This is a genomic window from Enterobacter sp. EGD-HP1 (assembly GCF_000733275.2).
In the GTDB taxonomy this organism is placed as follows: domain Bacteria; phylum Pseudomonadota; class Gammaproteobacteria; order Enterobacterales; family Enterobacteriaceae; genus Enterobacter.
Genome location: NZ_AVOP01000034.1, coordinates 145,350 through 160,942 on the forward strand (window position 1 = coordinate 145,350; position 15,593 = coordinate 160,942).

Annotated in this window: 12 protein-coding genes; all 12 read right to left on the bottom strand. The window is 54.5% G+C overall.

The annotated features are described in order from the left end of the window. Positions 1-9 precede the first annotated feature (9 nt). A complete protein-coding gene (gene cpsG / locus N037_RS19450) occupies positions 10-1,395 on the bottom strand; it encodes a phosphomannomutase CpsG (RefSeq protein WP_032642817.1) in 1,386 nt (461 codons plus the stop codon). Next, positions 1,395-2,792: a mannose-1-phosphate guanylyltransferase/mannose-6-phosphate isomerase gene (locus N037_RS19455; RefSeq protein ID WP_023336260.1), complete on the bottom strand. Its 1,398-nt coding sequence runs from the start codon at positions 2,790-2,792 to the stop codon at positions 1,395-1,397. The genes cpsG (N037_RS19450) and N037_RS19455 overlap by 1 nt, the downstream gene beginning before the upstream one ends. Before the next feature lie 262 nt (positions 2,793-3,054). Continuing rightward, positions 3,055-3,954, bottom strand: a complete 900-nt coding sequence (galF, locus tag N037_RS19460) for a UTP--glucose-1-phosphate uridylyltransferase GalF (protein WP_023336261.1) — start codon at positions 3,952-3,954, stop codon at positions 3,055-3,057. A gap of 176 nt (positions 3,955-4,130) precedes the next feature. Continuing rightward, on the bottom strand, positions 4,131-5,522 hold the full coding sequence (wcaM, locus tag N037_RS19465; protein WP_032642818.1) for a colanic acid biosynthesis protein WcaM: 1,392 nt from the start codon (positions 5,520-5,522) through the stop codon (positions 4,131-4,133). 12 nt (positions 5,523-5,534) lie between these two features. Continuing rightward, positions 5,535-6,755, bottom strand: coding sequence for a colanic acid biosynthesis glycosyltransferase WcaL (gene wcaL, locus N037_RS19470; protein ID WP_032642819.1), 1,221 nt, complete (start codon positions 6,753-6,755; stop codon positions 5,535-5,537). Beyond that, complete coding sequence (wcaK, locus tag N037_RS19475) at positions 6,752-8,032, bottom strand: colanic acid biosynthesis pyruvyl transferase WcaK (protein WP_032642820.1); 1,281 nt, start codon at positions 8,030-8,032, stop codon at positions 6,752-6,754. Before wcaK ends, wcaL begins: the two co-directional genes overlap by 4 nt. 17 nt (positions 8,033-8,049) lie before the next feature. Continuing rightward, the gene (gene wzxC / locus N037_RS19480; RefSeq protein ID WP_023336265.1) at positions 8,050-9,528 is read right to left on the bottom strand and encodes a colanic acid undecaprenyl disphosphate flippase WzxC; all 1,479 of its coding nucleotides are present in this window, start codon (positions 9,526-9,528) and stop codon (positions 8,050-8,052) included. A gap of 1 nt (position 9,529) precedes the next feature. Further along, positions 9,530-10,924, bottom strand: a complete 1,395-nt coding sequence (gene wcaJ, locus N037_RS19485; protein WP_032642821.1) for an undecaprenyl-phosphate glucose phosphotransferase — start codon at positions 10,922-10,924, stop codon at positions 9,530-9,532. A gap of 46 nt (positions 10,925-10,970) precedes the next feature. After that, a complete protein-coding gene (gene cpsG / locus N037_RS19490) occupies positions 10,971-12,341 on the bottom strand; it encodes a colanic acid biosynthesis phosphomannomutase CpsG (protein ID WP_032642822.1) in 1,371 nt (456 codons plus the stop codon). 111 nt (positions 12,342-12,452) lie between these two features. Beyond that, positions 12,453-13,889, bottom strand: a complete 1,437-nt coding sequence (cpsB, locus tag N037_RS19495) for a mannose-1-phosphate guanyltransferase (protein WP_023336268.1) — start codon at positions 13,887-13,889, stop codon at positions 12,453-12,455. 3 nt (positions 13,890-13,892) lie between these two features. Then, the gene (wcaI, locus tag N037_RS19500) at positions 13,893-15,116 is read right to left on the bottom strand and encodes a colanic acid biosynthesis fucosyltransferase WcaI (protein WP_032642823.1); all 1,224 of its coding nucleotides are present in this window, start codon (positions 15,114-15,116) and stop codon (positions 13,893-13,895) included. Continuing rightward, entirely contained in the window at positions 15,113-15,592 is a 480-nt protein-coding gene (locus N037_RS19505; RefSeq protein WP_023336270.1) for a GDP-mannose mannosyl hydrolase, read from the bottom strand. Before N037_RS19505 ends, wcaI begins: the two co-directional genes overlap by 4 nt. Position 15,593: the final 1 nt, after the last annotated feature.

Here is a 15,593-nt window from a genome sequence, read left to right on the forward strand (position 1 = left end):
AAATCAGAATCAGCTATTAATCAGTTCTAACAGCTCATCTCGTTTCGTTATCATTAATTCTTCGTCAGCATCCGTCTCAACGTTGAGACGGAGCAACGGTTCAGTATTAGACGTACGGATATTAAAACGCCAGTCAGCAAATGACATGCTCAAACCATCGGTATAGTCAATATTGATAGCTTGAGGAGAATAGCGGGCTTCAATATCAGCAATAAGCTCGACTGCATTCTCTACCTTACGATTGATCTCTCCCGAGACGGGGAATCTTGCGATGCGCGATTTAACGAGTTCTCCCAGCGAAGAACCTGACGTCAGGACAAGTTCTGCAACCAGGAGCCACGGAATCATACCGCTGTCGCAATAAGCAAACTCACGGAAATAGTGGTGGGCGCTCATCTCGCCACCGTACACCGCATTTTCTATGCGCATACGTTCTTTAATGAAAGCATGGCCTGTTTTCGACAGAACGGGTATGCCGCCAGCGCTTTCAACTATATCGATGGTATTCCATGTTAAGCGTGGATCATGGATAATTTTTGCACCGGGCTCTTTCTTAAGAAATGCTTCAGCTAACAAACCAACAATATAATAGCCTTCAATAAAATTGGCATGCTCATCAAACAAGAAACAGCGATCAAAATCACCATCAAAGGCAATGCCCATATTGGCCTGAGTTTCTAACACAACGTTTGCAGTATCCTGTCGTGCTTCAGGCAGTAGTGGGTTTGGTATACCGTGTGGAAATGTGCCATCGGGTTCATTATGAACTTTGACAAACTCAACAGGGAGGCCCGCTGCTTTGAATCGTGATTCTATTTCATCAATAACATGACCCGCAGCACCATTACCGGAATTGATAACCAACTTCAACGGTTTGATGCGGAAATTATCAAGATTGACATATCCCAGCAGATGGTCAACATAAGCGTCCAGGATATTAATTTTCTTATAACTTCCCTTGGTCTTGCTGGACGTAAATTTGTTTTCTTTAGCTAACGCTTGAATATCTTTTAGGCCAGTGTCACCACTCACAGGACGCGCGCCTCTGCGAACCAGTTTCATCCCGTTATAATCTATTGGGTTATGGCTTGCGGTAACTTCAATTCCACCGTCTACATTAAGGAAGAATGTCGCAAAATAGATCTCTTCAGTCCCTGACAACCCAATATCAAGAACATCGCATCCCCCATCCATCAAGCCCTCTGCAAGCGCCAGTTTTAATGATTCGCTAGTTAAACGAACATCACCGCCAACCACTACCTGCTTTGGAGCTAAGCACTGCGCATAAGCTCGCCCGATACGCCAGGCGATATCTTCATTAAGTTCTTCGCCAAGTTTCCCACGAATATCATAGGCTTTGAAGCATGTTAACTTTTTATTATTTTTATCTTCCATTATGAAATCCTTACTACGTCATCGTCACCCAAATAGCTACCAAACTGAATTTCCAGAACCTCAAGATTAATTTTCCCGGGGTTTGAAAGTCGATGTTTTTTGCCAACAGGAATAGTTGTCGATTCATTTTCAGTCAGGTAAACCACTTCATCCTCTACACCAATCAATGCCGTACCGGTTAAGACAACCCAGTGTTCCAGTCGGTGATGATGCAATTGTAGTGAAAGCTCGCCGCCAGGAATAATGGTTACACGATTAACTTTATAACGTGCATCGCGAACCAATGTTTCAACATGTCCCCAGGGCATATAGCGAGTCGTATGCTCGCGACATTCACTTCTCGAATTTGCCTTCAGATGTTCAACTATGACTTTGACATCCTGAACACTATTTTTATGAGAGACAAGCAGCGCATCTCTGGTATTGACGATAATAAGATCGTCTAATCCCAACGCAGCCGTTAATTTATCTTCGCTGCGGATATAGCATGAGCGTGTATTATGAGTGAATACATCCCCAATCAATGCGTTTCCATTAGTATCATGGGTTGATGTTTCCCACAGAGCCGACCATGAGCCAACATCATTCCAGCCTGCATCCATTGCAGTTACGATCCCTAATTCCGTATGCTCCATTACGGCATAGTCGATAGAGTCGGACGGGCATTCCGTAAAGATATCTTTATTGAGTTTAATAAAATCGAGGTCGTTGACAGGTTGCTGCATTGCATTCTTGCAGGCGTCAAGTATTGATGGGCAAAATTTAGCCACTTCATTCAGATACGCAGAGGCCCGGAACATAAACATCCCGCTGTTCCAGAGGTATTCTTTGCTTTCAAGATAGGAAACAGCGGTCGCTTTATCGGGTTTTTCAACGAATCTTTTGATTTTCCAGGCCGTTGCGTTGCCAGCATGCTGTTCTTCGCCACGCTGGATGTAACCATATCCCGTTTCAGGTTGGGTGGGGACGATACCAAAGGTGACGAGTTTTCCATCTTCGGCAAAGGGGATCGCGTCGGTGATGACAGTATGAAATGCTGCGTTATCTGAAATGAGATGATCCGCTGCCAAAATGAGCATGACAGGATCTTCACCTGCGCTAATCGCATGCAGTGCAGCCAGTGTTATCGCTGGAGCAGTATTGCGTCCTACAGGTTCAAGAATGATGTTCCCGGCAAGTTTGTGCATTTGCCTTAGCTGTTCTGCCACCAGAAAACGATGATCTTCATTACAGATAACGATGGGATTTGTCACATTGAGCCCGTCCAAACGAGAGATCGTATTTTGAAGCATTGATCCCCCCTGATGGAATGACAGAAATTGCTTGGGCTGCAACTCGCGAGACATCGGCCATAGCCGGCTCCCTGTTCCTCCTGCGATCACCACTGGAAGTAACATCCTTCTTCTCCTGCTTTGCTCAATACTGATTTGTGTGTAAAAAAGGCACGCTACCGCCCCTGGCTTAGGCTACCAGAAGCAATAATCGAAATTGAATTTCTCATCCTGCGGATACCGACCACATGCAGGAGAGAGAGATAATATGATTTTGGCTCATTGATTGCCAAAATTTGAAAATGCTTTTATATACTTTAAATAGGACAAAAGACCACCCTGAAATTCAGGGTAGTCTCCTGTTTTACTGTGTATTCAAAATTGCCGTTTAATCATGTGATTCGAGCAGTTTCGTAATCCTTTCGCGGAACTTCTGCCCTTCCTTCACGTTACGCAGTCCGTAGTTCACAAACGCCTGCATATACCCCATTTTTTTGCCGCAGTCATAGCTGTCGCCCGTCATCAACATCGCGTCAACAGACTGTTTTTTCGCCAGTTCAGCGATCGCATCGGTCAGCTGAATACGTTCCCAGGCACCGGGCTTCGTTTTTTCCAGCTCAGCCCAGATATCAGCATTAAGAACATAGCGACCAACCGCCATCAGATCGGAATCCAGCGTTTGTGGCTGATCCGGTTTTTCGATGAACTCAACAATGCGGCTCACCTGACCGTCCGATTCCAGCGCTTCTTTCGTCTGGATAACAGAGTATTCAGACAGGTCACCTTCCATGCGCTTAGCCAGAACCTGACTACGACCCGTCTCGTTAAAACGCGCGACCATAGCCGCCAGGTTGTAACGCAGTGGATCGGCTGTGGCGGTGTCCAGAATGATATCCGGCAGCACAACGATAAACGGATTGTCACCCACAACCGGACGGGCACACAGAATAGAGTGACCCAGACCCAGCGGCTGCGCCTGGCGCACGTTCATGATGGTCACGCCCGGCGGACAAATAGACTGTACTTCCGCCAGCAGCTGGCGTTTGACGCGCTGCTCAAGCAGCGCTTCGAGTTCGTAAGAGGTGTCGAAGTGGTTTTCTACCGCATTCTTGGACGAGTGCGTAACCAGGACGATTTCTTTGATCCCTGCAGCAACAATCTCGTCGACAATGTACTGAATCATAGGCTTGTCAACGATCGGCAGCATCTCTTTAGGAATGGCTTTCGTGGCTGGCAGCATATGCATGCCCAGGCCCGCTACCGGAATGACTGCTTTCAAATTAATCATTATTTCTTCCACCTTAAAATGGTTGACGAATTATAGCTCTTAAACCTGTTTTCGCCAGCATGATTTGCCGTAATCCTTGAGCAATGTTACGCCTTCACCTCATAAATTTCTGTAGATGTAATCTGATTCGATTGCGCTTTTATGCCAGGAATAGTCTCAAAACAGAAAATTGTCGATTATCTGTGCGGAAGCGCAAAGTTCAGCCTTTCCGCATTTACCACCTGCTGGTCGACCCGGTCAATATCCACCGAGCTTTGCCCCTTCTCATTCACAGCTTTAATGTTCGCCAGTGACAGCAACGTCTCGTCTTTCGCCATGAATTTACCCCGCACATCCTTGCGCAGGTCGAAGTTGATCTTCAGAGCGGGCCCCACAGCGGCTTCCTGCATCACATTGATGTTGCGTAAAAAAAGATGTTGCGGCTTGTTGTGTAATTCCAGCGTAGCACGCTGCATTTCCACGTTGGTTATCGCCACAAACGAGGTGGCGTTACCGGATGAAATCTGTATTCCGCGCAATTTATACGCAAGCTGTCGATTATCGAGGTGAATATTGTTGAGCTTGAAGTTTTGCGGGATGGACAAATAATCGCCTTTTATGACCCCATAGCCGATTAACATACCGGCACTATTAACCATATCGATATTATCAATAATGAAATTATCACAGCCATAAATAGCCACCGTGGCGTTGTCTATTCCCGCCTTTTTACTGAAATCGGGTGTAATATTTTTGGCCTTAATATTGCGAATAACAAAATGCTTGCCGTTTTCAACATGCACCAGCTGGCGACAATTGCTGCCGGTGATGTTCGCCACCACGAAGTTCTTGACGGTTTGCTTTTCCGGATAGTCGTTATCGTAGGTGCTGCCGGCGAGGCCAATGCCGATACCCCAGTTGATCTTGCCGTTAGTGCAGTTGATATTGTCGATGACATGATCGGAGATCAGGATATTGCGATCGTTGATGGCGACGTTCCACTCGATCGCATCCCCCTGCAGATGGCTAAATTTACTGTTGGTGATGCGTGCACCGTCCACCTGGTTGTGGAAACCCTGGCGCAGGATGGCGTAGTTGGCCTCACTCACGCTGATGTTATCAATGAGCAGGTTACGCATTACGCTGGGCTTCTTGCCGCCGATGTAAATCTGCGTCACCGGGCCAAAACCGCTCATGGCCAGCCCTTTGATGACGCAGTCAGAGCCGCGAACGTCGAGCGTAATATTCTCCGTGCGACCGGCACCTTCGCCTATCACTTTGCTGCCTTCCTGCAAAACAAAGCGGCCGCGCCCGTTGCCGGTTAACGCCCCGCGGATCAGCAGCGTTTTACCGTTTGGAATGAAAATGCCCGTATTGATGTTTTCGCAGGTGAGCCCGGCAGGAACCAGGACGGTGTCACCTTCATTAAACGCTTGCTTAAAGGCGGCGATCCAGTCGTTGTTATTATACTGATTAACAGAGACCGTTCTTCCGGCTGCCGCCCGCGCGTTGCGTGATGACAGCAGCGGCATAGCCGCCAGAACGGACAGAGAAGAGATAAAAGTGCGTCGGGTAATCTTTTTCAGCATACAACCTCGGCATTACAGCGTTTGAAGCAGGCTCGCTAACTGGCGGTTAATCACCTGCTGGTTAAAATCGGCTTCAACTTTTTGTCGGGCATTCTGGAGCACGGGCTCCAGCGCCTGCTGGTCGATGTCGCTGAAGGCAGCTAATCGGTCCGCAAGGGCCATCGCGTTATTCTCCGGTACCAGCCAGCCGGAATAGTCAGACTTAATCAGCTCCGGGATCCCGCTGTGCAGGGTTGAGACCACCGGAATACCGACGGCCATCGCCTCCATCAGCGCCACCGGAATACCTTCCATATCGCCATCAGCGCCCGTCACCGAGGGCAGCAGGAACACATCCGCCTCATCTAGCATGGCCTTGACCTCGTGGCTTGGCTTGAAGCCCGGCATCTCCACGACATCTTCCAGCTGATATTGTTCGATAAGCGTGCGTAAACGGCGCTCCCACGGCCCAATCCCGAGAATGCGATAGTGGAAATCCAGCCCGCGCGCCTTCAGCTGGCGGCAGGCTTCAATGGCCACATGGAGGCCTTTCTTCTCGGTCAGACGAGCAACGGAGATGATCTGCAGCGGTTTTCCCGGCACCTTTACAGGACGACGAGTGAAGCGCGTTAAATCCACGCCCATACGCGAAACGGCAATTTTCTCTCCCGGGCATCCCATGTTTTTCAGGCGTCCGGCCCACAGGTCGCTGATAGGCAGCATCATATCGCCGCGCCTGAACAGCTGCTGATACTCCGGCGTATAGTGATCCAGCACTTCGCGGCTGGAGATGTCGATACCGTGGAAGATGGTCGCGATTTTCCCGTCGATCACGCCCAGTTCGCGCAGCTTCGCGGCGGTGACGCCCGCCGGGCCAAAGTGGGCGATAAACACGTCGGCACGATACGGCTGCGCCGTTTGTCCGCAGATGGCCGAGAGGATCAGATTGCGAGATTCAGACCCGTAGCGGGAAACATTCAGCGCCCGCCACGTCGACGCGCGGTGGATCCCGCGTAAGGTCTGGCTGGCCCGGTGGCGCAGCTTGCTCAGCTTCCCGGACGGTTCATCCTGCAGCCAGCGGGTTTTCGCCTCCAGCCCATACTGGGTATAGGCCGCATGGGTATTTTTGGTATCGCCCTTTTGCAGGGCGATAATCTCCACGTCATATCCCATATCGATAAACGCGGTGATTTGGTTCAGGACAAACGTTTCAGACGACAGCGGAAATTTCAGTAAGAAGAAACCAACCTTCATTTCTCCTCCCGCACGCGATCGAGCACCGATTTCACCATCCCAATGCCCTTCTCGCGCTCGGCTTTCACCGCCACGGCCAGGCGTTCATTGATCGCAGGCAGCTGGCCGAGCGTGTCGCCCACCATCGAACCCAGCGAACCATCCAGCAGATGACGGATATCCACGGCCATTTCAGGCATACCAAGCTGCTGCATGATGCCTGCTGATTTGTGTTCGTAGTTGATGGCAATGGCCGGCGTGCCAAAGTTCATGGAGATAATGGCGGAGTGCAGGCGCGTGCCGACGGTCAGGTCACATGCGGAGAGCAGCTTGCCCATCTCCAGGTCGTTCAGCTCGTCCATCACCACGTGATAGCGCGACGGATCGTTCACCAGGCTGCGCAGGTTCAGTGCCACCATGCGGTCGTCTTTGTTGTAGCTGTCGATACCGGTGCAGGTGGAAAGCGCCAGCACCTGGTAGCCGCTGTCCAGCACGCGGTTCACCACGTCGGCGAAGGCTTTCTCATACGCCGCCTGGGTCGTGCCTAAACGCTTATCGAAGGGTGCCAGCTCGCGCAGAGTAATAGCAACGGTTTTCTGTTTCGCCGCCACGTCGAGCCAGTGCTGCACCGCGTAGCTCGGCTGGAAGCCGTCGTTCTGGTGATCCACCAGCCAGGCGGTGTCCACGCCGTGCTCAACTTTTGACGTGTCAATTTCGCTGCGCTTCATCATGTCGAGGCTGACCGATTCACGCAGGATCAGCGCGTCGCAGTGGCCGAAGACGTAGTTTGCGAGCTGGTTAAACTGCGGATCCTGGAATGGCCCCACGCTGTGACCGATCATAAACAGCGGCTTTTTCGCCATAAAGGTGCAGAGCGCATGCTCAAACTGCGGCACGCCGTAGAGATCGACGAAGAACGATCCGCCAACCTGAATAATGGCGTCATAGCCGGACAGCAGACGAACAAAATCGGTAAAGCCCTGCGCGATAGCGATGTTGCGCAGCTTGCCGGTATCGGTCACGCGGGAAAGCAGCACCTGGTGCTGGTAGCGACGACGCAGCACTTTCTTCACGCGGCCCATGACGCCCGCGGCGTTGTTATGCTGTTTCATCTGGCTGTAGAGCGGGTCACCCATCACCGGGCGGTTCAGCAACCAGGATGAGCTGACCGGATACCGGCTCATCACGTCCACTTCGGTCTCAGGCTTAAGGGTGTTAATTGCATCCAGTAAACCGCGCAGGATGGCGCTGTCGCCACGGTTGCCGCAGGTATGGTTGCCAAGAATTAATAATTTCATAATGGCCTCTTAAATAACTAGCCTGCGCGAAGCAGCGTTTTCATTTTTTCGTTACGGCAAAACTGGCGCTTCATCTCTACCACCAGCGCATTGCGCGACAGCACAATCATCACGACGAACGCCAGCGCCCCCGCGGCAACCTGCACCGCCAGCAGCGCGGCCAGCGGCAGATGGCCGCTGAGGATGATGCCCAGGCCGTAGCTCACCGCCAGGGTCGGCAATGAGAGATAGAACGGCAGCCACAGGCTCAGGATGTACTGACGGTAGCTGGAGCCCAGCACCGGCTTGATCATGATGAAGTAGCTCAGAACGGTATTGACTACCTGCACCAGCAGGAAGCCCAGCGTAACGCCGATGGCGCCCGCCATATGCCCGCCGACGATAATTGCCGGAATAAACAGGAAAGTTTTGAACACGTTGAACTTGAAGCTGATGTCCACGCGCGCTTTTGCCATCAGCAGAGACCCAATCGGGTTCCCCACGGAGCGCAGCAGCCCCACCACGCACAGCAGCTGCAGGATCGGGATGATGCCGTTCCACTTCTCACCAAACACCAGCGGCACGAAGTTGCTGGAAACCACCATCAGCCCCAGCAGCACCGGGAAGTTGATAATCCCCACCACGGAAAGCAGCTTGTAGAAGTTAACGCGCAGCTTCTCGGTGTCGTCCTGAATCTTGGCAAACGCAGGGAACAGGACGCGGGTGATAATCGGGTTCAGCTTCATCGGCGGCACCACCGCGACGTTGTAGGCCAGGTTGTAGCCCCCCGCCACGCTCGCGCCAAGAATACGCGCCAGCACCAGCGTCGACAGGTTGGTATTCACATAGTTGATGATGCTGTCCGCCGTCAGCCACGCCCCAAAGCGCAGGTTGGACGAGACGGATGCGAGAGAGAAATGCAGCCCGGGACGGTAGATCTTGCGGCCAAAGTAGCCGAACAGCAGCGTACGCACGGCAGAGTTAACCAGGTATCCGAGGATGGCGGTCATCGCCAGCGGCCAGAAATGGGCGCTCACCACGGTGAAGGTAAAGCCCGCCAGAACCGCGCTGGTCTCGATCATGCCGATCTTGTTGAACTCCAGCTCTTTCTGCATCAGCGCGCGGAACTGCTGCCCGTGCGGGATCACCACGAAAGCAAACGACAGCGTGCGCATCAGCGGAGCCAGATCCGGGTTGTGCAGCACGCTGGCGATGGTGTCACTCAGCAGGAACACCAGCACGAACACGAAAATCCCCAGCCCAACGTTCAGCCAGTAGAGCGTAGTCAGCTCAAGATGGCTGATCTCTTTGCGCTGGATAATCGAGTTGGCAATACCAAAATCAGACAGCGTATCGGCCAGCGCGATAATCACCAGCGAGACGGTCAGCAGACCGAACTGGTGATTATCAATAATGCGCGCCAGCACGGTCATCTGCACCAGACCGAGGCCAATGATGACGATGGTCGCCATCGCTGACCACTTGGCGCCGCTGATGGTTTTTTCACGTAAGCTCATCTTAGTACGCCGCTTTGTTCACGAAACCTTTGAAGATGGTCAGAAAAACAATCTTGATATCGAACCAGATACTCCATTCACGGATGTACTCCAGATCGAATTCGATACGTTTTTCCATTTTTTCCAGCGTGTCGGTTTCGCCGCGCCAGCCGTTGATCTGCGCCCAACCGGTGATGCCCGGCTTCACCTTGTGGCGCAGCATGTAGCCCTCAATCAGCGAGCGGTACTGCTCGTTATGCGCCACCGCGTGCGGACGCGGGCCCACAATCGACATCCCGCCGGTGAAGACGTTGATAAACTGCGGCAGTTCGTCCAGCGAGGTGCGGCGCAGGAAGTTGCCCACGCGGGTAACGCGCGGATCGTTCTGCGTTGCCTGGGTCACCACCTTGTCGTTTTCCATCACCTTCATGGAGCGGAATTTCCACACCATAATCGGCTTACCGTCCATACCGTAGCGGGTCTGGCGGAAGATAACCGGGCCGGGAGAGCTCAGCTTCACCGCCAGGGCAATGCAGCACAGAACAGGCGATATCAGCAGCAGGATCAGTGAAGAGAGCACGATATCTTCCGCGCGTTTCAGCACGCGGTTAATGCCCGACAGCGGCGTGTCGTACAGCGGCACCACCGGCACGCCGTTCACCTCTTCAATACGGGAGTGAAGGATGTTGAAGGTAAAGACGTCCGGGATCAGGATCACCGAACAGGTGGTATCCGCCAGCTCGCGCATCAGTTGCTTAATGCGGAATTCGTCTTTCATCTGCATGGCGATGTAGACGTTGTGAATTTTGCCGGCTTTCGCGTCTTCAATAAGCTGTTCGTAATTACCCGCCCAGTCCGCAGGCACGCCGCCCGGCTTCGCGTCGTGGTAAATCCCCACCACTTCAAACCCTAACCACGGCTCTTTGCGGAAGCTGTCGAGCAGCACCTTGCCGACCGACAAATCGCCCGCTACGGCAACGAAGCGGCGATTGTAGCCACGGTTACGCAGCCAGCCCGCGCCAAAGCGGATCAGGGAACGGCACACCACCATGCCGACGCTGGTCAGCAAATACCAGCAGAGATAGGTGACGAGGCGATTGTCAAAATCATGGCTGAACGCCACCAGGCCGGCGCTGAAGATCAGGCTCAGGGTCCAGTTTTGCAGCAACAGCATCAGTTCGGTGGTCATTTTGACGCCGCGCCACGAGCGGTAGAAATCCGTCATTCCGCCGATCATCTGAAACACAACCAGCGCAATGAGTGCCATCAGTAGATGCATGTATAAGAACGGCAGCCCGCCGATCCGACACACCGCCCACAATCCACCGACCATGATGGTGATATCAGAAAAACGCTGCACCATAGAGATTAACGATGCATTCGTTCTCGCTCGTTCGCGTTTTTTTAGATTCGTCATCGTTGTTCCTGTATTCGGTTCCCCCTCCCAGCGGGAGGGGCAATTATTACTGATTCAACAGCGCCAGAATGTCCTTCGTTCGGGCTTCCATCAGCGCCGTGTCAGCACGAGATTCCACGTTCAGGCGCACCACCGGCTCGGTATTGGACGAGCGCAGGTTAAAGCGCCACTGTGGGAACGCCATGCTGATGCCGTCCGTACGGTCAATTTCCAGCGCGTGAATCGCAAAGTGCTGCTCCACGCGGGCAATGGCCTCGGCCGGCTGCGCCAGCTTGCTGTTGATCTCCCCGCTCGCCGGGAACGCCGCCATGCGGTCGCGCACCAGCTCGCCCAGCGTCTGCCCCTTCAGGCACAGCAGCTCGGTCACCAGCAGCCACGGGATCATCCCGCTGTCGCAGTAGGCAAAATCGCGGAAGTAGTGGTGGGCGCTCATTTCGCCGCCGTAAATGGCATCTTCTTCACGCATGCGCTCTTTGATGAAGGCGTGGCCGGTTTTGGACATCACCGGCGTACCGCCTGCCGCGGACACCACGTCGACGGTGTTCCAGGAAAGGCGCGGATCGTGAATGATTTTCGCGCCCGGGTTTTTCTCAAGGAACGCTTCCGCCAGCAGGCCGACAATGTAGTAGCCCTCGATGAACTGCCCTTTCTCGTCGAACAGGAAGCAGCGGTCGAAATCGCCGTCAAAGGCGATGCCCATGTCCGCGCCGTGCTCAATCACCGCGTTGCGTGTATCGTCGCGGCACTCCGGCAGCAGCGGGTTAGGAATACCGTTCGGGAAGTTGCCGTCCGGGGTGTTGTGCACTTTGATGAAGGTCACCGGCACGTTCAGCGCTTTAAAGCGCGCTTCCAGCGCATCCACCACCGGGCCGGCCGCGCCGTTGCCGGAGTTGATCACCAGCTTCAACGGCTTGAGGTTCGCCACGTTGATGTAGCCCAGCAGGTGGTCGATGTACTCTTTCTGCAGGTTGATTTTTTTGTAGCTACCGCGCTTCGCCTCGTTCACCGGCGGGAAATCATTGGCTTCCGCCAGGCGCTGCACGTCGCGCAGGCCGGTGTCGCCGCTAATCGGGCGAGCGCCCTTGCGCACCAGCTTCATCCCGTTGTAGTCCATCGGATTGTGGCTGGCCGTCACTTCGATCCCGCCGTCCACGCCCAGGTGGAAGGTGGCAAAGTAAATCTCTTCGGTCCCGGAAAGGCCGATATCCAGCACGTCCACGCCCGCATCCTGCAGCCCTTTCGCCAGGGCCAGCTTCAGGGATTCACTGGTCAGACGCACATCGCCGCCCAGCACGATGGTCTGCGGCTTTAAATATTCGCCGTACGCGCGGCCAATACGCCACGCGATGTCTTCATTCAGCTCTTCGCCCAGCTTGCCGCGAATATCGTAGGCTTTAAAACAGGTTAATTTTTCCATGATGACCCCTTTTTCAGGCAACAGTCGGCCCTGACCACTAAATGGCCAAATTGATTTTTTTGTCATTCGTAGGCCCGGTAAGCGCAGCGCCACCGGGCATAATCCAAAGTGCTATACCCGCCCGTAGCGGTCCTGGAAGCGCACGATATCGTCTTCTTCCAGATACGAGCCGGAGCGCACCTCAATCAAGTCGAGAGGAATTTTCCCCGGGTTCTCCAGACAGTGCGTCGCCCCCAGCGGAATATAAATGGATTCGTTTTCACCCAGAAGTTTGACTTCACCGTCGATGGTCACTTTAGCGGTACCCGCGACCACCACCCAGTGCTCGGCGCGGTGATGGTGCATCTGCACCGACAACCCCTCGCCCGGCTTAACGGTGATGCGTTTGACCTGGTAGCGGTCACCGGAGTCGATGGAGTCATATTTCCCCCACGGACGGTAGACTTCACGGTGAATATGGTGCTCGTGACGGCCATCGGCCTTGATCTGCTCCACCACTTTTTTAACGTCCTGCACGGCGTTACGGTCGGCAATCAGCACGGCGTCCTTGGTCTGGACAACTACCAGGTCCTTCACCCCGACCGTGGTCACCAGGCCAGATTCGGCGTAAACGTAGCTGTTTTCCGTTTTGTGGCTAATCACATCACCGTGATGGACGTTACCCTCCGGGGTATGGGCGCTGATCTCCCACAGGGAGGACCAAGAGCCGACATCGCTCCAGCCCGCATCCATCGGTACCACGACGGCATCCGCCGTACGTTCCATCACCGCGTAGTCAATGGACTCTTCCGGGCAGGCGAGGAACGCCTCTTCATCCACGCGGATGAAGTCGAGATCCGGGTCCACCACCGCCATCGCTTTCTCGCAGGCGTTCAGAATATCCGGGCGGTATTTGCGCAGCTCTTCCAGGTAGCGTCCGGCGCGGAACAGGAACATCCCGCTGTTCCAGTAATACTCACCGCTGGCGACATACGCCTGCGCGGTTTCCAGATTCGGTTTTTCAACAAACTGCGCCACGTCAAACGCCACGCTGTCGCCTTCACCCGGCGTCACGCTGCCGCGGCGAATATAGCCATAGCCGGTTTCCGGCAGATCCGGCACGATGCCGAAGGTCACCAGCTTGCCGCTCTCCGCGTAAGGAATGGCCGCACGCACCGCGTCGCGGAATGCGTCTTCCTGCTGAATGACGTGGTCAGCCGCCAGGACCAGCATCAGCGGGTCACAGTCCGGGCTGCTGCGTTTTGCCGCCAGCGCCGCCAGGGCGATCGCAGGCGCGGTATTGCGTCCGGCAGGCTCCAGGATGATGTTTTCGGTAAGTTTGTTCAGCTGGCGCAGCTGCTCGGCAACAATAAAACGGTGCTGTTCGTTACAAATCACCACCGGGCTTTCACACTCCACGCCGTGCAGACGGTTTACCGTCGTCTGCAGCATGGTGAGATCCCCTTTCAGGCAGAGGAACTGTTTTGGATAGAGCACGCGGGACAGCGGCCACAACCGGCTACCAGAGCCACCAGCCATCACAACCGGATACAAAGTGGTTTGACTCATGATTTATCCCCGTATATCTGCAATAAATTGGCTCAGCACGTTCTCTTTCTCGAGCGTGCGTTCGGCATATTCACGTGCCACCGTGTTCACTTTTGGCATGGCAAGCGCCTGTTCAATTCCGGTTACCAGCGCTGGGACCGATTCCGGCTCCACGCACACGGCAATTCCCGGATAGCTGTCGCACAGCTGGCCTAATTCTGTTTCGGCTTCTGCCGTAATCACCGCGTTGCCGCCCACCGCCAGAATGTTGGTCAGCTTGGACGGCAGCACCGCATCCGCGGCGCCGCGTTTTTGCACTACCAGATGGCAGTCGCCCATCTTCAGCAGCGCAGGCAACGCCTCATAAGACTGAAGCGGGAAAAATTTCACGTTGGTCAGACCGCGTTCCCCGGCCATTTTTTCCAGCCGCGCCTTTCCACCGCCCTGCCCGACAATCACAAACGTCCACGGATGTTCATTCAGCAGCTGGGCCGCTTCAATCACGCTCTCCAGCCCCTGCTTTTCGCCGATGTTGCCTGAGTAAAGAATGATTTTTTGATCTTCAGGCAAACCGAGCTGCGCGCGCAGGGCCTGAGCGTCCAGCTCCGTCACGTCGCGGAAACGCGCCACTTCGGACCAGTTCGGGAAGAAGATCACTTTGTCCGCCGGGACGCCCTTCTCCTGCGCCTTGTTCATCATCGAGCGCGAGATCGTCGAGACGTAGTCCACGTTGTGCAGCCCGCTACGCTCAAAGGCGCTGGCGAGCTTCGCCACCTTGCCGCCCTTGCTTTTGCCTGCCATCCCCAGGCCCAGCATGGCGTCAACTTCATAATCCTGAATGTGCAGCAGGGTGCGCGCGCCGGAAAGTTTGCCCAGCAGGCGCATGCCCGGCGTGCAGAACAGCGTCGGCACCACGCCGATGATGCGATCCGGCTTCCAGCGACGCTGCGCCATCAGCGGGAAGAAACTGCTCAGGGCAAAGCTGCCCAGATGAAGTAACCGTTTCAGCGTTGAGGGCTGCTTAGGGACGTACAGCGGGCAGCGCCAGACGGTCGCTGCGCCCTCTTCGCGACGGTAGCGCCAGCTTGAGTAGCGCTCCCCGACTTTCCACTCCGGGTAGTACGGCGGCGCGGTAATGACCCGCACGTCATGTCCCTGGCTCGCCATCCACTCGACCATCTCGCCGGTATATTTCCCGATACCGGTTAATTCCGGCGAGTAGTTGATTCCGTATACGAGGATCTTCATATGCCCGGCACCTCGGCCTGACGATCGGCCAGGAAATAGGCACGGCTGTTGTCGTGCACATTGTCGCTGGCCAGCAGTGCCTCTGGCGTCTGCCAGCGGTAGTCGTCATGCTGAGAATCAGGCAGACGCAGGTCTGCCTCACTCACCTTCAGGCGGAACCCCAGAACGATGTAGTGCGTGGTGAACCCGGTGCCTGAAAAGTTATCGTCATAGAAGTGCTGCCAGACCCCGTAAAACTGGCCCGCCGCCATCGGCAGCTGCAGGCCCAGTTCCGCCAGAGTGAGACGCTCGAACGCATCGCTCAGCGTCTCATCCTTCTGCACGCGCCCGCCGGGCACGAACCAGAAGCCCTGTGCAGGACGGTTGGTTCGTTTCCCCAGCAAGAACTCGCCGCGTTCGTTCTCCACGATCAAATCAATTGAGATGAGCGGAGTGGAACGCACTACCGTGGCAAAATCTTCCTGACTTAAAAACATC